The sequence below is a fragment of the Mycolicibacterium vulneris genome (assembly GCF_002104765.1).
GTDB lineage: Bacteria > Actinomycetota > Actinomycetes > Mycobacteriales > Mycobacteriaceae > Mycobacterium > Mycobacterium vulneris.
The window spans coordinates 39,751-59,533 of sequence record NZ_NCXM01000006.1 but is presented as its reverse complement, the minus strand read 5'-3'; the positions used below and the strand labels follow the sequence as shown (position 1 = coordinate 59,533).

The following is a 19,783-nucleotide window of genomic DNA, read 5'->3' as shown; positions in this document are numbered from 1 at the left end:
CGTCAGCGCGGGCCCGGCGTCGCGTCACCCAGCTCGTCGGGTTGAGCGGGAGGTGTGGCCGACTTCGGCCTGGTCGCGCCGTCAACCTCGTCGATGTCCTCGAGGGACGCCTCGTCGGTGATCGGTTGGCTGGTATCGAATCCTGACATGGCTACTGAATAGCCAGAATCCCGGCGCTCAATCCTCTAAGCGTTGGCGAACGAGAACGTCCGTGTGCGGCTAACCGTCAGCGTGGTCACGTGATTCGCTGCGGGTGGCCAGATCACTGTTCCCTGCGAGATCACACCGCGAATGTCCCGATAGGCGGTGAAGGTGTCAGCCACCACGCACGCCTGGATTTCAGCGCGTTGTGCGGCCTCACTATTCACACCGTCAACGATGACGGCGATTGTGGCGGAATCGAAGTCGACCACCCGCGCCGGTAGCGCCAGCAACTGGCCGTCGGTGTCGACGACACAGATCGCGCCGGACGGCCCTTGCGCCAAAAACTCGGCTAGTTCGTCCTCGGCCATCGCAATCGGGCCGGAGCTGCGCGGATTAGGCACGTCGATCGGGGAGATCGGCGGCGCGGATCTGGTTGAGCGTCAGGCCGATGAAGCACCGCTTGCCGCTGAGGAGGCGGTCGCGGACGTTCGTCACGACCGCCTCCGGCACGCGTTGATCCGGTGAGCTTTCGCCGATGAGTTCGTCGACCTCGGCTGCGGACGGTTGGTAGACGGATGCATGACCGCAAACAGAGACCCAACCCTCGTGGTCGCCGACCAAGCAGGCGACTTCGGGAGCGGAGCGCAGGTGTCGGACCTTGGCGCTCTTGGCGTAGGTGGCGAAGTAGAGGCAGCGGGTGGCGGAGCGATAGGCGACCGAACGCATGGCGTAGCCGATCGGACGTCCGGCGCCATCGCGGCAGAAGAGAAACACGCGGTGGTGGGCATGGAGGAGCTCGATGACGTCCGGCGCGTCGAGCGACAGCGGGGTCACGACGCGAGAGGCGTTGCCATCGCGACGATCATCTCCGCGACCACCGCGATCATCTCGTGGCGGTCGACGGCCACGGTCTGCCGGTGCACCGTGTGCCAGGCGCGGTCCAGCAGCCCCATCACCGCGACGCCGATGACGTCTGGCGAGTGTGTGCCGTTTCCGGCAATCGCCTGGCCAAGCTTCCACGACGCCCGAGTCACCATGCGGTTGCGGGAGTTTCGGAAATCGTCGTCGTCGGGCGCCGACTGCGCCGAAGCGAGTACGAACGCACCGTGGTGATCCATGTAGTCGAAGTAATGACCGACCCAGGCCCGGATGTCGGCTGGGCCGAACGCTGCGTCGGCCTCGGCCCATTCCCCGATGACGGCTAGGGCTTCGCGGTAGGCGTTCTTGCCGAGGACGTTGAAGATCTCGCGCTTGTCTTTGAAGTAGGTGTAGAAGCCGGCCCGAGAGATGCCACACGCCTCAGTGATCGCGTTGATCGGCGTGCCTGCGTAGCCGCGTTCCAGAAACAGACGGCGACTGGCGTTCAGGATCGCCGCGCGGGTGCGTTCACCGCGGGTGGGGTCCGATTCCCGTTCGGCGGCCGAAGCCGAGGTCACCGTCATGCGGCGACTTTATATGACAGTGCCGTCAACTGCAATCAATGCACCTATTCGACGAATCATGGCGTGGAATCATCTGAACTTGACACAAGTGTCAAGTTAGGCGAAGCTCATAGCCAAGCCCAAAGTCGAATAGCGAGAGGCACCACGATGACGCAGTTCACCGACGCACCGATCTTCGATGCCGATCAGCACATGTATGAGACCCCCGATGCGCTGACGAAATATCTGCCGAAGGAGTTCCAGCCCAAGGTGCAGTTCGTCCAGATCGGCAGGCACACCCGCATCGCGATCCTGAACAAGATCACCGACTACATGCCGAACCCGACGTTCGAACGGGTCGCGGCCCCCGGCGCGCACGAGAAGTTCTACTCGGGTCAGAACCCCGAGGGCCTGTCGATGCGAGAGATGTCCGGCCGCGGCATCGACACCCCCCCGGGAGCGCGCAACCCCGAAGACCGAATTGCCGAACTCGACCGCCAGGGCGTCGACGCGTGCCTGAACTACCCCACGCTGGCCAATCTGGTCGAGCATTCGGCCGCCGAGGATCCCGACCTGACCGTGGCGATCATCCATGCGCTGAACCAATGGATGCTGGAGCACTGGGGGTTCAGCCATGCCAACCGCGTCTACTCGACACCGGTACTCACCCTGGGACTCGTGGACGAAGCGCGTCGCGAACTCGAGTACATCCTCGACAACGGCGCCAAGGTCGCGCTGATCAAGCCGGCGCCGGTGAATGGCTACAAGGGGTGGCGCTCCCCCGCGCTTCCCGAGTTCGACCCGTTCTGGCGCGACGTCGAGGACGCAGGTCTGCCAATCGTGTTGCACGCCAGCCAACCTCCGCTGCAGGAGTACATCGACAGGTGGGAGCCGCCGTCGACCAGCAGCGCGTTCGAGATGTCGGCGTTCAAGTGGACCGCGCTGGGCCACCGAGAGATCGCCGACATGTTGACCAGCCTGATCTGCCACGGCACGTTGACCCGATTCCCGAAGCTGCGGATCGCCAGCGTCGAGAACGGCAGCGCGTGGATCAAGCCGCTGTTCGACGACCTGCAGTCGACATACGGCAAGATGCCGCAGAATTTCCCCGAGCATCCGCACGACGTGTTCCGACGCAACATCTGGGTCAGCCCGTTCTGGGAGGGTTCCGTGGCCGACGTCGTGCAGACCGTCGGATGGGACAAGGTGATGTTCGGCTCGGATTGGCCGCATCCCGAAGGCTTGGCGGAGCCGAAGCGCTATTGGCAGTACGCCGAGGGTATGGACGAGCGTCGCACCTATGACTTCATGGGTGACAACGCCCGTCGCTTCATGGGGCTGCCGATCGCCAACCCCGACCCGGAGGCCGTCAAGCCCCCGCAATTGGCGAACGCCTGAGGTACACGCAGCGCTAATGGTCCATTTAGTAAGCACGGCTAACTTTTCGGGTAGGCTCGGAATAGCTCGTTTCGCCGAGAGCCACGAAAGGGACCGTGATGGCCAGAACCGACAATGACACGTGGGACATCAATGAGAGCGTCGGCGCTACCGCGTTAGGGGTTGCCGGCGGGCGGGCCGCGGAGACCAGAAGCGCCGATCCGCTGATCAGCGATCCCTACGCAAAACTGTTCCTCGAAGCGGCCGGCGACGGCATCTGGCGGGTTTATCTGGACGATGAGTTACCGGCCGAATTGGTCGGTGCCGATCCACAATTCGAGGACCGGATGCAGGCGATGCTGGGCTATACGGCGTGCCGGACGAAGTTCTTCGACGACTACTTTCTGGCGGCGGCCGGCGAAGGTATCCGGCAGATCGTGATCCTGGCGGCCGGTCTGGACTCACGCGCCTGGCGACTCGCCTGGCCGGCTGGGTGTGTGGTCTACGAGATCGATCAGCCGAAGGTGCTGGAATTCAAGATCGGCACCTTGAAATCGCATGCGGTCGACCCGATCGCTTCTCATGTCAGCGTCGGCATCGACCTCCGTCTGGATTGGCCGAAGGCACTGGCGCAGGCCGGGTTTGACGCGTCGGCCCCGACGGCGTGGTCGGCGGAAGGGCTGTTGCCTTATCTAACAGCCGATGCCCAGGGCCTGTTGTTCGATCGAATCCAGTCGCTCAGCGCTCCCGGGAGCCGTGTCGCGGTCGAAGCGTTCACCAACGAGTTCTTCAGCCCAGAGAGTTTCGCGCGCCGCGAGGAGCAGACGGAACGCTACCGACAGGCCGCAATCAGGCTGGGCGGCAAAGACATTACCGAGTCTGGCAACCTGCTCTATGAAGAAGAGCGAACCGAGGTCGTCGACTGGCTGCAAGCGCATGGCTGGACTGTCACCGCTGCGACGAGCGCAAAGGATCTGATGGCCGCAAGCAACCGAGCCGTCCCGGCAGGCCTCGATGCCGCCGTCCCGGAAAGCGTGTTCGTCGAAGGCCGGCTGCGCTGAGGTGACCGTGATTGGCGATCCACGCATCGATCGCCTGCTCGGACGTCACGGGTTGGGCACCCAGGGATTGTCTGGGAAGAACAGGATGCGCGCGATCACTAGCGGGAGGGTCAGGAACACCGCGTACAGGACGTTCATCCCGACGATCCAGGCGACGACCTGGCGTGCGCGCTGCGCCCAGCTGGTGATGACGGGTCGCACGCCCAGCATCCGCTCGAACCACGTGCGCCCGGCGACGTCGCGCCGGTCGAGGCTGGCGACCACTGCGACGGCGAAGATGGCCAGCGGGACACCTTGATAGATCAGCTGCAGACCACCCTTGTGGGTGTGGATGGTCGGTCCGATCGATTCCAGGTACTGGAACCAGTTCGTCACGTAGGAAACTCCGTCCGCCGTCACGAAGTTCCAGAGGATGAACGGAACGAACACGGTGATCGCCAGGGCGGCAAGGTAGTTCGCTGAGGGATAGCGACGCCGGAACCATCGGAACAGGTTCAACACGGCTGCGAATCCGCCGGCAAAGAACCAGCCGTAGCCGGCCAGCACGTACACCGGTTTGTTGGGGGTGGTGTACGGGGTCTTTCCCCAGGGCAGCAGCTCCAGATCCGGGTTGTAGTACAGGTAAGCACCCCAGTCGGCGTAGAACTCCTGCCACCACATGGTGAAGCACCCGATGAACAGCAGCGCAGCCGTGTCGGGCCGGCCATTCTTGCGCCAGCGGTAGAGCAGGAACACGGCCACCAGGCCGAAGGCGATCCACCCGCCAACCTCCACCATCCACGGGACGTTCGACGGAGGTAACGGCCCAGCGGCGTACGCGCCGCGGCCTAGATGTGTCATTGTCTATCAGTCGCTCGCCGGCAGCGGCTTGGCTTCCTTGAGCACCAGCGGCGTCGTCCCGACGCTGAGTGAACCGGCGCCGGCCTTGGTGACCAGCACCTCGGCGTCGCCGTCGTCGACGTACCGCTTGCCCATCGTGCTGCCGTCGGCGAAGGCTGGGTCGGGCGCGGCGTCGGCAGGCCGCTCGGCGTCCAGCGGCAGCATGGGCCGGCCCCCGCAACGCAGATCGTCCAGGCTCTCAGCGGCTTTGACGACGATCACCTGGGTGTCACACACCTGGCTCTGCATGCGCGTGCCGTTCTTGATCATGTCGGACTCCTTGTTGTTGTCTGGGAGACGGATTCAGTGCTCGGCTGCCGCCGGCTTGAGGTCTTCGAGGATCTCCCGGCGCAGCACCTTGCCGGTCGGCGTGGTCGGCAGCTCATCCCGGAACACGATGCGGTCCGGCGTGCGGGACCCGCGCAGCTTGCTGCGGGCGAACTCGCGCAACTGCTCAGGTGCCGGCGCGGTGCCTGACTCGGGCACGATCACCGCTACGATGGCCTGCCCCCACTCGGCGTCATCCAGCCCGACGACGACAACCTCGCGGACATCGGGGTGCTCAATGAGCACGTCCTCGACCTCCGACGGGGCGATATTCTCGCCGCCGCGGATGATGGTGTCGTCGGACCGCCCTCCGATGAACAGGTAGCCATCCTCATCCAGCATCGCGACGTCCCTGGTCGCGAACCACCCCTGCGCATCGAGCACCGAACCGATCTCGGTGTAACGGCCCGAGACCTGAGGGCCGCGAACGAACAGCTCACCCGTCTCGCCCGGCCCTAGCACGGTGCCGTCCTCCGCGCGAATCTGCACCTCGATGCCGGGGACCGGTCGACCGACCGAAGTCAGTCGACGGGCGACGGCGTCGTCTCGCGCCTCGTGGGCCAGGCGATGGTCCTCGGGTGTGAGCACCGCAATGGTCGAACTGGTCTCGGTCAGCCCGTAGGCGTTGACGAAGCCGACCTGCGGTAGCAGGTCGAGCGCCCTTCGGACCAGGGGTCGCGCCACCTTCGATCCGCCGTACGCGAAGTTGCGCAGCGTCGGAAGCTCGGCAGACTGCTGCTCGAGGACCGCCACGATGCGGGACAGCATGGTCGGCACCACCGTTGCGGTGGTGACCCGCTCGTCGCGGACCAGTCGAACCCATTCGTGCGGATCGAACCGGCGCAGGTACACGATCGCCCGTCCGGCATACAGGTTTGACAATGCGGCCCCGACCCCCGCGATGTGATATGGCGGGACGCACACCAGCGCCGCATCGGCGGGATCGGCGGAACCGAATTCGACAGTGCCGGTGACATAACTGGTCAGGTTGTTGTGAGTCAGCTCAACGGCTTTGGGCCGCGACGTGGTACCCGAGGTGAACAACACGACCGCCACGTCGTCGGGGTCGGCGAAGACCGAGACGGGCTCGGTGGATCGCGCGGTCTCGATGAACTCGTCGGACGTCATCACCGGCTGGCCGAAACCGGCCACGATATCGCGGTACTCGGCGTCGACCACGACCAACGGCGAGGCCAGCCGATCGATGAGTTCGCGCAGCCCCTCTGGACTCAGCCGATAATTCAGTGGCGTGAACGCCGTGTTCGCGCGCGCCGAAGAGAACAGCAGCAGCGGGAGTAGTGCTCCGCCGGTGCCGACGTAAGCGACATGGGATGCCCCGGATGCGGCGATAACACCTGCACCGCCGCCGGCGAGCTCGCCGAGGTCGGCAGTGGTCAATCGAATGTCGCCGTCCACCACGGCAACCCGGCCGGGATCACCCGACGCCGCCATCTCCAGCAGCAACGAAATACTCAACGCCCCTCAGCCCTCACCTGCGAGTTGATGCCCTAACGCCGTTAGTGCGTAGCGACCCGATTCTAGACCCGCACCGACTAATCAGATATATAGTTATAGGCTTAGTGGTATCTGAGTCAACGCGCGCTCCCGTCGACGGCGGGTTCGACAGTGACGCATGCTGAAGGGAACACAATGAGCAGCAGGCCCGAGATCGCCATCATCGGTGTCGGCCTTCACCCGTTCGGGCGGTACGAGGACCGGTCGGCACTGGAGATGGGCGCCGTGGCGATCAGCAGGGCACTGCGCGATGCCGGGGTGGCGTGGTCCGACGTGGGCAGCCTGTATGCGGGCAGCCTCGAGGTGGCCAATCCCGAGGCGGTGACGGGGTTGGCAGGGATGACTGGCCTCCCGGCGCGGGCCACGTTGAGCGGCTGCGCGACCGGAAACTCGCTGTTGACCCTGGCCGCCCGAGACGTCCAACTCGGCGAAGCCGACATTGCGGTCGGCGTCGGGCTGGACAAGCATCCGCGCGGCGCCTTCGGCGCCGACCCGTCGGTATCGGGGTTGCCGCAGTGGTACGGCGATCAGGGCATGTTCCTGACCACGCATTACTTCGGCACCAAGATCATGCGCTACATGCACGATCACGGCATCACCGAGGAGACCCTGGCCCGCGTTGCCGCCAAGAACTTCGACAACGGAGCGCTGGCGCCGCATGCATGGCGCCGCAAGCCGATGAGCGTCGACGCGATCCTGAGCTCTCCGGTCGTGAACGCACCGCTGCGTCAATACATGTACTGCAACCCGAACGAAGGCGCCGCCGCCGTCGTGGTGTGCCGGGCCGATAAAGCCAAGCAGTACACCGACTCTCCGATCTACCTGCGCTCCACCGCGCTGCGCAGCCGCCGCGAAGGCGCCTACGAACTGCTGCGTACCTCGATCGAGCTGCCGATCGTGCCAGGCACCACCGCCGAGGCCGCCCGCGCCGCCTACGAATTGGCCGGGATAGGTCCCGAGGACGTCGACGTCGCGCAATTGCAGGACACCGACTCGGGTTCCGAGATCATCCACATGGCCGAGACGGGGCTGTGCAAGGACGGCGAACAGGAGGCGCTGCTCGCTGACGGCGCCACCAAGATCGGCGGACGGCTGCCTATCAACACCGACGGCGGCCTGCTGGCGAACGGCGAACCGGTCGGCGCGTCCGGCCTACGTCAGGTCTACGAGCTGGTCCAGCAGTTGCGTGGCATCGCGGGTGACCGTCAGGTGCCGAACGATCCGCAGGTCGGGCTGGCCCAGCTGTACGGGGCACCCGGAACCGCAGCCGTCGCCATCTTGTCCAAGTAGCCGCCATCCCGAAGGGAGTACTGCCGATGACCGACACCCAGGCGGAATCGCGCCCGCGCGCCGAGGTCGACCTCGACCACCACTCGCCCGAGTTTCGCGATGACCCCTACGGCCGGTTCCGTGAGATGCGCGAATCAGGCTGTCCAGTAGCACATTCCGAGCACTACGAAGGCTTCTGGGCGCTGGTCGACTACGCATCGGTTTTCGAAGCGGCCCGCGACGACGACCTGTTCAACTCTTTCCCCTCGGTCGGTGTGCCCGCTAGTGAGCTGCCCTTGCCGATCCTGCCGATCGAGTCGGATCCTCCCGAGACCCAGGAGTTGCGCGAGGTCACCCTCAAGCGGTTCTCGCCGGGTTCGGCGGAACGGTTTCGTGAGTCAGCCATCGAGATGACCAATGAGGCGATCGACGCCTTCATCGAGCGCGGTGAGTGTGACCTGGTCGGTGAGCTTACGACGCCGCTGCCGGCGCGGTTGATCTTGCGGCTGTTGAACTTCGACGAGTCGCGGTTCATGGACTGGGTCGGCTGGGTGCACACCACTGTGCACGACCGTGCCCATGACCCGGAGAAGGCCGGAATCGCGGGGATGGAGATGTTCGGCGAGATCGTCAAGCACATGGAGCAGCGTCGGGCCGAGGGACTCGGTGATGACCTGTTCAGCGACATCCTGCGCGGGACGCTGAACGGCGAACCGCTCGACGATGGCCAGATCACCATGTACACCGTGCTGATGATGCTCGGTGGTATGGACACCACCAGTGGCTTCACCGCCAATGTGCTGTTGCGGCTGTGCAAGGACGCCGAGCTGCGCGCCAAGTTCACCGCTGATCCGAGCCTGGTGAAGAAGTCCACCGATGAGCTGCTGCGCCTGTACACGCCGACGCTCGGCCTGGCGCGCACCGTCTCGCGCGACGCCGACTTTCACGGCCAACACCTGTGCCAGGGCGACCGGGCGATCCTGATGTGGGCTGCGGCGAACCGTGACCCCGCAATGTTCGAGAACCCCGACGAACTCGACCTCGATCGCCCAAATGCCAAGAAGCACATGGCTTTCGGTGTGGGCATGCACCGCTGCCTTGGCTCGCACTATGCCAAGCTGATGTTCGACGTGATGATCACCCAGGTGCTCAAGCGGCTACCCGACTTCGAGTTGGCCGGTGAGGCGAAACTGTTCGAGGACGCGGGCGAGGTGTACGCCGTGCGCGAACTGCCAGTCAGTTTCACGCCCGGGCCGCGGGTGGGCTGACGGCCGGCCGGGACGGGAGAACGCGGTGACGGCTGGCACCATCGCCGGGCTGCTGGACGAGTGTGCCGCCGGCCGGCCGGATCGTCCGCTGCTACGCGACGTCGACGGCGAGACACTCACCGTGTCGCAGGTCGCCGGACTGGCTTCGGCTGCCGCGGGATGGCTGACAGATGCCGGTGTACGTCCCGGCATGACGGTCGCCTGGCAGCTACCCTCACACGTCAACGCGGCGGTGGTGATGCTGGCGCTGGCCCGCATGCCCGTTGTGCAGGCCCCGGTGTTACACCTCTATCGGTGCCGCGAGGTGTGCGCGGCGGTCGACGTCGCGCGCGCTGACATCCTGCTGGTTGATGAGTCGACGGCCGCCAATGCCGCACCAGGGCTACCGACAATCACGGTGCCTGCCGACCTTGTCCGCCGACTCCAGACGTCACCGGCTACAAGCGCCGAGTACGAAGCGCTCCCCTCCGCAGCGGAGCCGCGCTGGGTGTACTTCACGTCGGGCACCACCGGCCGCCCGAAAGCCGTCCGCCACTCCGACGCCACCTTGCTCAGCGCCGCCCGCGGTTATGTCGCGCATCTCGGCGTGGGCAGCCATCCGCGGGAAGTCGGCACGATCGCCTTTCCCATCGCACACATCGGCGGCATGGTCTACCTCGCCACCGCTCTGTTCGGCGACTTTCCCGTGGTGCTCATCCCCAAAGTTTCCGCAGCCGACCTGCCCCGGGTGCTCGCCGAACATCAGGTGACGGTGACCGGAGCGAGCACCGCGTTCTACCAGATGCTGCTGGCCGCCCAGATGGCCGCGCCGACAACCGAATTGCTGGTGCCGTCGCTGCGGATGCTGATCGGCGGGGGTGCCCCGTGTCCGCCCGAGGTGCACAAGCAGGTGCGTGAACACCTACGCGTACCCGTCGTGCATGCCTACGGGATGACCGAGGCGCCGATGATCTGCGTCAGCGAGGCCACCGACACCGACGAGCAACTGGCCAACAGCGCCGGCCGGCCCATCCCTGGATCGCAGGTGCGGATCGGGGCGAACGGCGAGATCGAGTTGCGCGGCGCCAACCTGACAGCGGGATACCTGCAGCACGACCAGTGGGCCGATGCGCTCACCGCCGACGGGTGGTTCCGCAGCGGCGACCGGGGCCACCTTCGCCCGGACGGGCGCATCGTGGTCACCGGCCGCACCAAGGATTTGATCATTCGCAAGGGCGAGAACGTTGCCCCTGACGAGATCGAGAACGAACTGCTGGCCCACCCCCTGGTTGACGAGATCGCCGTGCTCGGCCAGCCCGACGAACTGCGCGGCGAGTTGGTATGCGCGGTCGTGCGCCGTTCGCCACGCCATCGCGACGTCACCCTCGATGAACTCTGCACGTTCCTCGACCAACGCGGGCTGATGAAGCAGAAGTGGCCCGAGCGGCTCGTCCTCGTCGACGAGTTCCCGCTGACAGGGCTCGGCAAGGTCGCCAAGTCCGAGCTGGCCCGGCAGATCGCAGGAGGAACCCGATGACGGCGTTGTCCGCTGACGAGCGTCAGGAACTCGCGCAATCGGTGCGCTCCGCCTGTGAGCGACTGGCATCCGAGGACCGAGTGCGCGCCGTCGCATACGCCGAGGGCAACCGCGGCGGCGGAGACGGGCATTCCGGCTTCGACACGGTGCTGTGGGACGTGCTGTGCAATCAGGTGGGGGTGGCCGGCATCGCGCTGCCCGAACACCTGGGCGGCGCAGGTTACGGAGTGTCCGCGCTGGGTGTGGTCGCCCACGAACTCGGCCGCGCGCTGGCCCCGGTGCCGTTCGTCAGTTCCACGGTGCTGGCCACCGGCCTGCTGCTCGACCTGACCGAGCGCGACCCGGACGCGGACAAGCGACTCACCGGGCTCATCGAAGGTCGCCGCACCGCCGCCGCAGCCCTTACCGGCGACGGCGGGTTGTGGCGACGGTCCGCGGTGACCCTGCGCGCCGCTCGCGCCGGGGGTGATTGGAACATCGACGGCACAGTACGCCACGTGCTGGGCGGCTCCGTTGCCGACGACCTCGTCGTGGTCGCCATCGACGAAGATGGCGAGCCGGCGGTGTTCCTGCTCGACCCGACTATTGACAGCGTCGTCGCGGAGGCCGAACGCGTGCTCGACCGCACCAGGCCGATGGCCACCATCACGCTGAGCTCGGCGCCGGCGCTGCGGCTGTCCGGCGACGCACCCCTTGGCGACGTCGTCGACCGCAACGTCGACATTGCGCTGGCGGTGCTCTCGGCGGAACAGGTCGGCGCCTGCGAGCGGGTGCTCGAGATCGCCACCGACTATGCCCGCACGCGTGAGCAGTTCGGACGGCAGATCGGCAGCTTTCAGGCCATCAAGCACAAGTGCGCCGACATGCTGGTCGATCTCGAGTGGGCGCGCTCGGCCTCACAGGCGGCCCTGGAAGCTCTCGACGATCCGGACTCCGCGGCCGCCGGCGAAGCGGGCTGGCGGGCGAGCATGGCCAAGGCGGTCTGCTCAGAGGCGCTGCGCAACGCGACTAAGGCAAACGTCCAGATTCACGGCGGCATCGGCTTTACCTGGGAGGATTCCGCACACCTGTACTTCCGGCGCGCCCGCACGGACGAGGTGCTCCTCGGCGCCCCGGGCCAGCACTGGGACCGGCTATCGACGCTGGACCCGTCGACTCAGCCGCCGGCTTCGCCAGAAGTGACGAAAGAGCTCAACGATGTCGACGCCCTACGCGCGGAGATCCGCTCTTTCCTGGACAACGCACCCAGGCCGGCCGGCCTCCGGAACTACGGGCCCACTCCCACCGCGGATGACGTCGAAGCCGGCCGGGTCTGGCACCGCTATCTGGCCGACCACGGCTACGCGTGTCTGCACTGGCCGCGCGAGTTCGGCGGTGCCGCAGCAACAGTGACGTACCAGGCCGTCTTCGCCGAGGAGTGCGCGCGAGCCGAAGTGCCCCGTCAGCTCAACATCACCGGCGCTGACCTGGTCGGACCGGTGCTGATCAAGTTCGGCAGCCAGGAACAGAAGGATCGCTTTCTGGAGCCGATCAGGCTGGGCGACGATGTCTGGTGTCAGCTCTTCTCCGAGCCTGGCGCCGGGTCAGACCTCGCCGGTGTGCGTACCCGTGCCGAGCGCACCACGACCGGCTGGCGGATCGATGGTCAGAAGGTGTGGAGTTCGGCGGCCGCCTCGGCCCGCTTCGGGCTGCTGCTCGCCCGCACCGGCCCGGACAAGCACCGTGACTTGTCGATGTTCGTTGTGCCCATGGATATCCCGGGGGTGACGGTGCGTCCACTGACCCAGATGGACGGTGAGAGCAAATTCAACGAAGTCTTCTTCGACGGCGCCGAGCTCGACGAAGATGCCCTGATCGGTGAAGTCGGTCAGGGCTGGACAGTGGCGATGGTGACGCTGGGCCGTGAGCGCCTGACGTTGGGTTCGCAGGCCGTATCGATGTTCCGGTTGCACGAGCGCATGGTCGATGCGGCCCGGGACCACGACCTGCTCGACCCGGTGCTGTCCAGGTCGATGACCCGATTGTGGGCCAGGATGTGGCTGCTGCGGTTCACCTGGCAGCGCGCCATCGACTCGGGTGACCTGACGTCGCCGGCCTTCTCGGTGCTCAAGCTGATGACCTCGGAAACCGATCAGGACCTGGGTGACATGGCCACCGAGGTGCTCGGTACCGACGCGTGCACCGACCCCGAGGAGGACGGCCTGGTGCACCACATGCTGATCGGTCGAGCGCAGACTATCCTGGGCGGAACCAGCGAGATTCAGCGCAACATCCTCGGCGAGCGAGTGCTCGGACTTCCCAAAGAACCGCGATGACAGCGGGTTTGAACCCTTTGACCAGGGTCGACTTCACCGCCGCGTTGCGCGCTGCGCTGCGCCCCGGAATGACGGTTGCCCTCGGCGACGGAGTTGGCGCGCTGGGCTGCCTTGACGACGGCGGCTCGGTCGGCGCGACGCTGAGCGCCGCGGCCAGGGAGGTCGGCTCGGTGCGGCTGGTACTGGGCTGGCTGCCCGCCCCGATCGACGGCCTCGACGCAGACGCGTTCGGTGAGGTGGTTGCGTTGATGCCCGGGTGGGGTGTGCGTGAGGTGCTGCGCAGCCCGAAGGCGCGGTTCCTGCCGACGCGGCTGGCGGCGATTCCCGCCCTGCTGGCCGATGTGCTGCGGCCCGACGTGCTGCTCACCCGGCTGGTCCGCCGGGATGGCTTGCTGCACTTCAGCACCGAGGTGTCCTGGCAGCGCGCGGTAACCGACAGCAGGACAAGGACTCTCGCGATCATCGACACCTCGGCGCCCGCAGCGGCTGCCGAGCCTGGACTCGGCCCGCCGGGCCTCGAGGTACTTGGCACTGTGCGGGGCGGCCCACTACGAGTACCGCAGCGCGAGCCCGAGCCGATCCACGAGGCGCTCGCCGATGCGGTATTGCGGTTGCTGCCAGAGGGCGCCCGTATCCAGTACGGACCCGGCCAGCTCGGCACCGCACTGCTGCGACGGGCACAGGTGCCGTTGTATATCGACACCGGGCTACTCACCGACGCCGTCGTCGACTTGGACCGGCGCGGCCTGTTGGCGGGCACTCCGTCGGCGACGTATCTGCTGGGCAGCGACGCGCTCTACGACTGGGCCGACGGGCGCCGGATCCTGCGCGGACTCGACTACACCCACGACCTCACCCGGCTGTCGCGCGGTGCACCGCTGGTCGCGGTGAACACCGCCATCGAGATCGACCAATACGGGCAGGTCAATGTCGAAGGCGTGCGCGACAAGGTGGTTGGTGGTATCGGCGGACATCCCGACTATTGCGCCGCCGCCCGAGTGAGTAGCGGCGGACTGTCGATCATCGCCGTTCCGACGCGGGTGAACGGGCGCTCACCCCTGGTCGAGCAGCTCAGCAGGCCCACTTCCACCCCCGCCCACGACGTCGACCTGATCGTCACCGAGGCCGGGTACGTCGACTTGCGCGCGGCAGACTGGCCCCAGCGCCGCACACTGATAGCCGAATTATTCACGGAATGAAGGAGATAACGCGCAATGCCTGAAGGTCCGCTGACCGGTAAGGTCGTCCTGGTCACCGGAGGTGGACGGGGTATCGGCCGCGGCCACTGCCTCGAGTTGGCCAAGCAGGGCGCGGCCGTCGTTGTCAACGATCCAGGCGTCGGCCGGGACGGTTCTAGCAGTGACGAGGAAGGTCCCGCGGCGGACGTCGTCGCCGAGATCGAGGCGTCCGGCGGCAAGGCCGTCGCGCACACGGGTTCGGTATCGGCGTGGGACGACGTCGCCGACATGATCTCCACCGCCATCGACACTTTCGGTTGCCTGACCGGAGTGGTGAACAACGCGGGCATCCTGCGGGATTCCATGGTGGCCGCCTCCCGCGAGGCCGATTGGGACGCCGTCATCGCCGTACATCTGAAAGGCACCTTCGCCGTCACCCGACATGCCTGCGAGTACTGGCGTGCTCAGTTCAAGGCAGGCAACCCGATTGACGCGCACATCGTCAATACGGTGTCCGGCGCGGGCTTGTGGGGCAATGTCGGGCAGAGCGCTTACGGCGCGGCCAAGGCCGCGATCGCCAACCTGACGCTCGTCACCGCGATGGAGGCACAGCGTTACGGTGTTGCGGTCAATGCGATCTCGCCACTGGCGATGTCGCGAATGACCGCCGATGTCTTCGGCGCCCGGGCTGACGATCCCGCGCTGGATCCCGCCCGCAGCTCCGCTGTGGTGGCCTGGCTGCAATCGGCACAGTCGTCGTGGCTCACCGGACAGATCCTGCGTATCAACGGCGACAAGCTCACCCGCATCGAGGGCTTCACCGAAGCGCCCGGCGCTTACCACGCTAAAGATGGTGCTTCGCTGACCTTTTCCGAGATCGGACAGGCCGTCAGCTGGCTCTACGCGACTTCGCCCCGCGGACTGGCCGGACCGCTGCCGACGGCCTGAGCCCCGAAGAGATTACGGCGCACCGCCATCGGCGTAGATGGTCTGGCCGGTAACGAACGCGCAGATGTCCGATAGCAGGAAGGCGATCAACGCGCCGATCTCATCGGGCTGTCCGGGGCGCCCGAGCGCGGCGTCGAACCCGAAATCCTCCACCAGTGCCCGCTCGAGGGCCTCGTCGTAGGGATAGCCCTTGCTTTCAGCGACGTATCCCCGGATGGCATGCAGCGCATCGGTTTCCACGGCGCCGGGGGCTACGCTGTTCGCCCGGATGCCCGATTTGCCATGGGTGCGCGCGATGCCGCGGGTGAAGGTGGCAACGGCCGCCTTGAGGCTGGCGTAGGGCAGCCGGGGCTCGTGCGGCGAGCGCGCCGAGTACGCGGCGGTGGTCACGATCGCGCCTCCGTTGACCGCGAGGTGCGGCAGTGCCGCCTGCACGCTGCGGACGGTGGCCAGCAAGACGTCGTGAAACGCGGTGTCCCAGGCATGGTCGTCGGAGTCGATCGGCATCATCCCCGCGGTGCCCATAGTGACCGCGATGCCGTCGAGCCTGCCGAGAAGCCGCACTGCCTCGTCGACCGCGGCCACCGCGGCGCCGGGCTGACTCACGTCGAAGACCAGGTCATGCGCCGAGGCAGCACCCGCTGCGGCGACTTCTTCCGCGGCGTTCTTGCCCCGCTGTGGATCGCGCCCGACCACGACGACCGACGCACCCTCGCGAGCCAGCGCCCGTGCTGCCGCCAGTCCCATGCCGGCCGTCCCGCCGACGACGACATAACCCTTGCCGCGCACTCCCAGGTCCAACGCTCAACCCCTTGCCACGGCCGGACTGAAGTACTTCAGCGGCCGCTCGACGAATTCGAATACCACTCCGTCGGGCGAGCGCAGGAACGAGATGTAGAGCCCCTCGATCTTGGTGCCCGGCAACGGGCACCACACCGGATCACCCATGGTCTCAACGGAATTCGGGACCAACGCCATTGCCGCCTCGGTGTTTTCCACCCGCAGCGCGCAGCGGTACAGCCCTTGATGGTTCCCGCCCCACGGCACCGGGTCCGCGTCACGCGTGTCGGGATGTTCCACAATGGTGAGGCTGAACTGATGGGCGTCCTCAGGAAGCGCGTAGCGCGACACCGCGCATTTGACGGCATCGGGTGACCCGCCAGGGGTGAGTTGGTCGCCGGCCACCTCGACTTGAGTCGGCGCCTGCACCTGAGTGAAACCGATCGCGGCAAGAAACTCTCCGGTGGCCACTGCGTCGATGGCGGCGAGGCGGATTCCGGCGAACACCGCCCCCGGCTTATCGCTCGGGGCTTCGGTGAGCTCGATGACCGCTCCGTCGGGGTCGACCGCGAGAACCGATTTAGAGCCGGAGATCAGGCCGTCGACCGGCCCGCCCACGGTGATGCCGGCCTCACGCAACGCTATGACGGTTGCATCGAGATCGGCCACTGTCAGCAGCGTTGACCGGATGCCGGGACGAGTCGGGTCACTGTTCGGATCGGCTTTCAGCGCCGGGTTGTGAAACTCGATGGCCTCCAAAGCGCAGCCGGCGCGGCCGCCTCGCGAATCGTAGAGAAACGATGTCTCGCAAAACGTTTCGTCGCCGTCGATGCCGAGGATGCTGCCGTCGGTCGGAACTTTGGGATCGGTGCGCATTCGCGCCGCCAGTCCAAGCTGCCCGACATAGAGCGCCTCGGTGGCGTCCAGCGATGCGCAGTTGAGATTGACGTGCAGGAACCGTCGCGCGAGTTCCTCGGAACCCACTACAGCACAACCGAATTGATTTTGAATTCGATGATCTCTTCTTCGCTGAAGCCCAACTCGGCCAACAGCGCGTCGGTGTGCTCACCGTGGCCCGGCGCACACGTCAGGTCCAGCGGAGCCTCGTCGAACTGCACGGGGCTGGCAGCCAGCGCGAACTCGTTGTCGTTCGCATCGGTGACCCTTGGCAGATACCCGTTCGCGATCACCTGCGGGTCACTGTGCACCTCATGCGCGGTGTGCATGACGTCCCACACCCCGTCGAAACCAGCAAATGCCTTCTCCCAGTGCGAGAGATCTTGGGACTCGAACGCGCTGCGCAACTCGCCGATACACTCCTGACGGTTGCCGAACCGCACGACCGCATTGGCGAACCGTTCGTCCTCGATCAGATCGGTGCGGCCCAGCCGGGTGCAGAAGTCCGCCCAGAATCGGTCGGCCTGCAGCAGCACGAAGGCGATGAACCGGTTGTCGCGGGTCTTGTAGATGCTGGCCACCGGGTTGGGCATCTCGTCGAGGTTGAACTTCGGGATGTCCTGACCGGTGACGCCTGATCCGACGATGTCCGGACCCAACTGCCAGATCGCGGCGTTGAGCAGCGACACGTCGACCACCGACGGTTCGCCGGTGCGCTCGCGCTTCACCAGGGCCGCGGCGATTCCGCCCGCGATCGCCAGCCCACCATAGGAGTCGCCGAATGCCGGTCGCTGAATCGGCGGGTAGGTGCCGTCGCCGGCCGAATAGGCATCGCCGATGCCGCCGCGCGCCCAGTAGGCGGCCAGGTCGAAGCCGCCCTGCGAGGCGAGGTCGCCACGGGTGCCGTAGCCGTGGCCGCGGGCATAGATGATCTTGGGGTTGCGCGCCCGCACCTGCTCGACGTCAATCCCCATCCGCTGGCGCGAATCCGGCAGCAGATTCGTGACAAAGACGTCGGCGGTTTCGAGCAGCTTCATCAGCAGCTCGAGCCCGTCCGGGGTCGAGGTGTCCAGCCCAATGCTGCGCTTGCCGCGGTTCGGTTGCTCGATGAAGTGATTCACTCCCCCTGCGCCGGTGACGATCCCGGAGCTGATCAGGCCACGCTGCGGGTCACCGGTCTCGGGGTGCTCGATTTTGATGACGTCGGCACCCCAATCGGCGAGCACGGCGCCCGCGGCCGGAACGAATGTCCACGCCGCCAGCTCAACGACGCGTATTCCGCTGAGGATGTCGCTCACAGGGGGTATCCGATCGTCTTGGTCTGTAGATGCTGCTCGAAGCCCTCGATGCCGTTCTGCCTGCCGATACCGCTCATCTTGTAGCCACCGAAGGGGGCGTCGGCGCCGTAGTACATGCCACTGTTGATCATCAGTGAGCCGGTGCGGATGCGGCGGGCGACGGCCATGGCGCGCTCGTCGGAGCCCATGATGCCGCCGGCCAGGCCGTAGGTGGAGTTGTTGGCCAACTCGACGGCGCCGTCGTCACCTCCGTCGTACGGCGTGATGGACAGCACCGGCCCGAACACTTCCTCCTGGAAGATCGTGTGGTCCGGTGCGACGTCGGCAACGACGGTCGGTGCCACGAAGTATCCGCGGTCCAGGCCGTCGGGAACTCCGCCGCCCGTGGTGACGCGGCCTCCGTCACGCTTGGCTATCTCGATGTAGTTCAGCACCCGGGCCTGTTGCTTGGCCGAGACCAGCGGCCCGCAGAAGGTATTCGGGTCCGCAGGGTCGCCGACGGCCAGGGAGCCAAATGTCGCGGAGGCGACCTCGACGGCCTGGTCGTAATGGGAACGCGGGACGAGCATCCGGGTGGCCAGCGCACACCCCTGCCCGGAATGCATCAGTGCGCCGATACAGCCGGGCAGCGCCGTGTCCATGTCGGCATCATCGAGCACCAGGTACACCGACTTGCCGCCGAGCTCGAGCATGTTGCGCTTCATGGTGTCGGCCGAGAGCCGCTGGATGACTTTGCCGACAGCTGTTGATCCGGTGAAGGAGACCATGTCAATCCGCGGGTCGGTGGCGAGCACCTGGGCGATGTCGTTGTCCGACGCCGGGACGATGTTGACGACACCGGCCGGGATGTCAGTCTTCTCGGCGATGATCCGGCCCCACCGCAGGGCGCTCCACGGCGTCTCCATGGCCGGCTTGAGCACCATCGTGTTGCCGGTGGCCAGGATCTGGCCCACCTTGTTGCTGATGATCTCGAACGGGAAATTCCACGGCGTGATCGCGCCGACGACACCCATCGGCTCCTTGACCACGACGCGGTTGTACGGCACGCCCATCTTCGCGTCCTGATCGAGCATCCGCTCCCATTGGAAGGTCGAGATCAGCTGGGCCGGCCACCGGATGGCGTCGGCCAGCGGCCATCCCATCTGTGCGATGTGGGTCATCCCCACCGTCGCACCGACCTCGGCGATCAGCTCGGCGCGGATGTCTTCGGCTTCCTCCTGCAGCGCGTCGTGCAACTGCATCAGGCAGCGTTGACGGAACTCGTGGTTGGTGGACCAGTCGGTGGAGTCGAAGGCACGCCGGGCAGCGGCGATGGCCTCCTCCATGTCTTCGGCGCTGGCGTCGGTGGCGAGGCCGAGCACTTCTTCGTTAGCCGGATTGATGTTGTCGACGGTCTTACCGGTCGACGAATCCCGCAACCGGCCGTCGATAAAAAGCCTGGCCTCGGGATTGAACTGGACAGTTGTAGCGGCGACCGGTGAAGCCGTCATTGGCGCTCCCTCTCGCAGAGTTGTCGGCGTGGGGCTAGTGTACCTTGTTATAGATAACTGTTTAGCGGATTCAGCTCCGGCTGGCGAGACGCGAGAACCA

The 19,783-nt window shown here is 66.1% G+C and carries 19 protein-coding genes and 1 pseudogene; 9 read left to right on the top strand and 11 right to left on the bottom strand.

The features are described from left to right. Positions 1 to 2: 2 nt before the first annotated feature. The 4 genes from B8W69_RS30535 to B8W69_RS07410 are packed head-to-tail and all read right to left on the bottom strand — an operon-like array spanning position 3 to position 1,586. The gene (locus B8W69_RS30535) at positions 3 to 149 is read right to left on the bottom strand and encodes a hypothetical protein (protein WP_009953781.1); all 147 of its coding nucleotides are present in this window, start codon (positions 147 to 149) and stop codon (positions 3 to 5) included. A 36-nt stretch (positions 150 to 185) separates the two neighbouring features. Continuing rightward, a complete protein-coding gene (locus tag B8W69_RS07420; RefSeq protein ID WP_245843163.1) occupies positions 186 to 545 on the bottom strand; it encodes a hypothetical protein in 360 nt (119 codons plus the stop codon). Beyond that, positions 538 to 978 (bottom strand): pyridoxamine 5'-phosphate oxidase family protein, encoded by a 441-nt coding sequence (locus tag B8W69_RS07415; protein ID WP_085289242.1) that lies wholly within the window; start codon positions 976 to 978, stop codon positions 538 to 540. The genes B8W69_RS07420 and B8W69_RS07415 overlap by 8 nt, the downstream gene beginning before the upstream one ends. Next, the gene (locus tag B8W69_RS07410) at positions 975 to 1,586 is read right to left on the bottom strand and encodes a TetR/AcrR family transcriptional regulator (protein WP_085289241.1); all 612 of its coding nucleotides are present in this window, start codon (positions 1,584 to 1,586) and stop codon (positions 975 to 977) included. Before B8W69_RS07410 ends, B8W69_RS07415 begins: the two co-directional genes overlap by 4 nt. Positions 1,587 to 1,733: 147 nt before the next feature. Here B8W69_RS07410 and B8W69_RS07405 point away from each other — a divergent pair, with 147 nt between their 5' ends. Together B8W69_RS07405 and B8W69_RS07400 are read left to right on the top strand one after the other, a co-directional pair. Then, positions 1,734 to 2,963 (top strand): amidohydrolase family protein, encoded by a 1,230-nt coding sequence (locus tag B8W69_RS07405; protein ID WP_009953777.1) that lies wholly within the window; start codon positions 1,734 to 1,736, stop codon positions 2,961 to 2,963. 98 nt (positions 2,964 to 3,061) lie between these two features. Continuing rightward, positions 3,062 to 4,003 carry a class I SAM-dependent methyltransferase gene (locus tag B8W69_RS07400; protein ID WP_085289240.1) on the top strand — a complete coding sequence of 314 codons (942 nt, stop codon included), beginning with the start codon at positions 3,062 to 3,064 and terminating at the stop codon, positions 4,001 to 4,003. Positions 4,004 to 4,048: 45 nt separating this feature from the next. Here the strand turns inward: B8W69_RS07400 and B8W69_RS07395 are convergent, their stop codons facing one another. The 3 genes from B8W69_RS07395 to B8W69_RS07385 all read right to left on the bottom strand — a co-directional run bounded on the left by B8W69_RS07395 (position 4,049) and on the right by B8W69_RS07385 (position 6,685). Beyond that, the gene (locus B8W69_RS07395) at positions 4,049 to 4,780 is read right to left on the bottom strand and encodes a spirocyclase AveC family protein (protein WP_085289239.1); all 732 of its coding nucleotides are present in this window, start codon (positions 4,778 to 4,780) and stop codon (positions 4,049 to 4,051) included. Positions 4,781 to 4,849: 69 nt separating this feature from the next. Then, positions 4,850 to 5,152 carry a hypothetical protein gene (locus B8W69_RS07390; RefSeq protein ID WP_009953773.1) on the bottom strand — a complete coding sequence of 101 codons (303 nt, stop codon included), beginning with the start codon at positions 5,150 to 5,152 and terminating at the stop codon, positions 4,850 to 4,852. Between the two features lie 33 nt (positions 5,153 to 5,185). Further along, positions 5,186 to 6,685, bottom strand: a complete 1,500-nt coding sequence (locus B8W69_RS07385; RefSeq protein WP_085289238.1) for a class I adenylate-forming enzyme family protein — start codon at positions 6,683 to 6,685, stop codon at positions 5,186 to 5,188. A 174-nt stretch (positions 6,686 to 6,859) separates the two neighbouring features. On the opposite strand from B8W69_RS07385, the gene B8W69_RS07380 reads away from it, so the two are divergent. The 7 genes and pseudogenes from B8W69_RS07380 to B8W69_RS07355 all read left to right on the top strand — a co-directional run bounded on the left by B8W69_RS07380 (position 6,860) and on the right by B8W69_RS07355 (position 15,218). After that, positions 6,860 to 8,014: a thiolase family protein gene (locus B8W69_RS07380; RefSeq protein WP_009953771.1), complete on the top strand. Its 1,155-nt coding sequence runs from the start codon at positions 6,860 to 6,862 to the stop codon at positions 8,012 to 8,014. 26 nt (positions 8,015 to 8,040) lie between these two features. Then, positions 8,041 to 9,261 (top strand): cytochrome P450, encoded by a 1,221-nt coding sequence (locus B8W69_RS07375; RefSeq protein WP_009953770.1) that lies wholly within the window; start codon positions 8,041 to 8,043, stop codon positions 9,259 to 9,261. A gap of 25 nt (positions 9,262 to 9,286) precedes the next feature. After that, positions 9,287 to 10,777 carry a class I adenylate-forming enzyme family protein gene (locus tag B8W69_RS07370; protein WP_083175175.1) on the top strand — a complete coding sequence of 497 codons (1,491 nt, stop codon included), beginning with the start codon at positions 9,287 to 9,289 and terminating at the stop codon, positions 10,775 to 10,777. Continuing rightward, positions 10,774 to 11,877: pseudogene (locus B8W69_RS31960) on the top strand (acyl-CoA dehydrogenase family protein); the annotation flags it as partial. The gene B8W69_RS07370 and the pseudogene B8W69_RS31960, both read left to right, overlap by 4 nt. 78 nt (positions 11,878 to 11,955) lie before the next feature. Beyond that, entirely contained in the window at positions 11,956 to 13,092 is a 1,137-nt protein-coding gene (locus B8W69_RS31955; protein ID WP_342744679.1) for an acyl-CoA dehydrogenase family protein, read from the top strand. Continuing rightward, complete coding sequence (locus B8W69_RS07360) at positions 13,089 to 14,291, top strand: acetyl-CoA hydrolase/transferase C-terminal domain-containing protein (RefSeq protein ID WP_085289236.1); 1,203 nt, start codon at positions 13,089 to 13,091, stop codon at positions 14,289 to 14,291. Before B8W69_RS31955 ends, B8W69_RS07360 begins: the two co-directional genes overlap by 4 nt. A gap of 15 nt (positions 14,292 to 14,306) precedes the next feature. Next, the gene (locus tag B8W69_RS07355) at positions 14,307 to 15,218 is read left to right on the top strand and encodes an SDR family NAD(P)-dependent oxidoreductase (RefSeq protein WP_047322077.1); all 912 of its coding nucleotides are present in this window, start codon (positions 14,307 to 14,309) and stop codon (positions 15,216 to 15,218) included. 12 nt (positions 15,219 to 15,230) lie between these two features. Here the strand turns inward: B8W69_RS07355 and B8W69_RS07350 are convergent, their stop codons facing one another. From B8W69_RS07350 to B8W69_RS07335, 4 genes are read right to left on the bottom strand one after another with little or no spacing between them, the layout of a single operon-like run. Further along, positions 15,231 to 16,007 (bottom strand): SDR family NAD(P)-dependent oxidoreductase, encoded by a 777-nt coding sequence (locus B8W69_RS07350; RefSeq protein ID WP_085289235.1) that lies wholly within the window; start codon positions 16,005 to 16,007, stop codon positions 15,231 to 15,233. A gap of 15 nt (positions 16,008 to 16,022) precedes the next feature. Continuing rightward, on the bottom strand, positions 16,023 to 16,982 hold the full coding sequence (locus B8W69_RS07345; RefSeq protein WP_085289234.1) for a VOC family protein: 960 nt from the start codon (positions 16,980 to 16,982) through the stop codon (positions 16,023 to 16,025). After that, positions 16,982 to 18,193, bottom strand: a complete 1,212-nt coding sequence (locus B8W69_RS07340) for a CaiB/BaiF CoA transferase family protein (RefSeq protein WP_009953761.1) — start codon at positions 18,191 to 18,193, stop codon at positions 16,982 to 16,984. The genes B8W69_RS07345 and B8W69_RS07340 overlap by 1 nt, the downstream gene beginning before the upstream one ends. Next, the gene (locus B8W69_RS07335) at positions 18,190 to 19,683 is read right to left on the bottom strand and encodes an aldehyde dehydrogenase family protein (RefSeq protein WP_014382029.1); all 1,494 of its coding nucleotides are present in this window, start codon (positions 19,681 to 19,683) and stop codon (positions 18,190 to 18,192) included. The genes B8W69_RS07340 and B8W69_RS07335 overlap by 4 nt, the downstream gene beginning before the upstream one ends. Positions 19,684 to 19,783 lie beyond the last annotated feature (100 nt).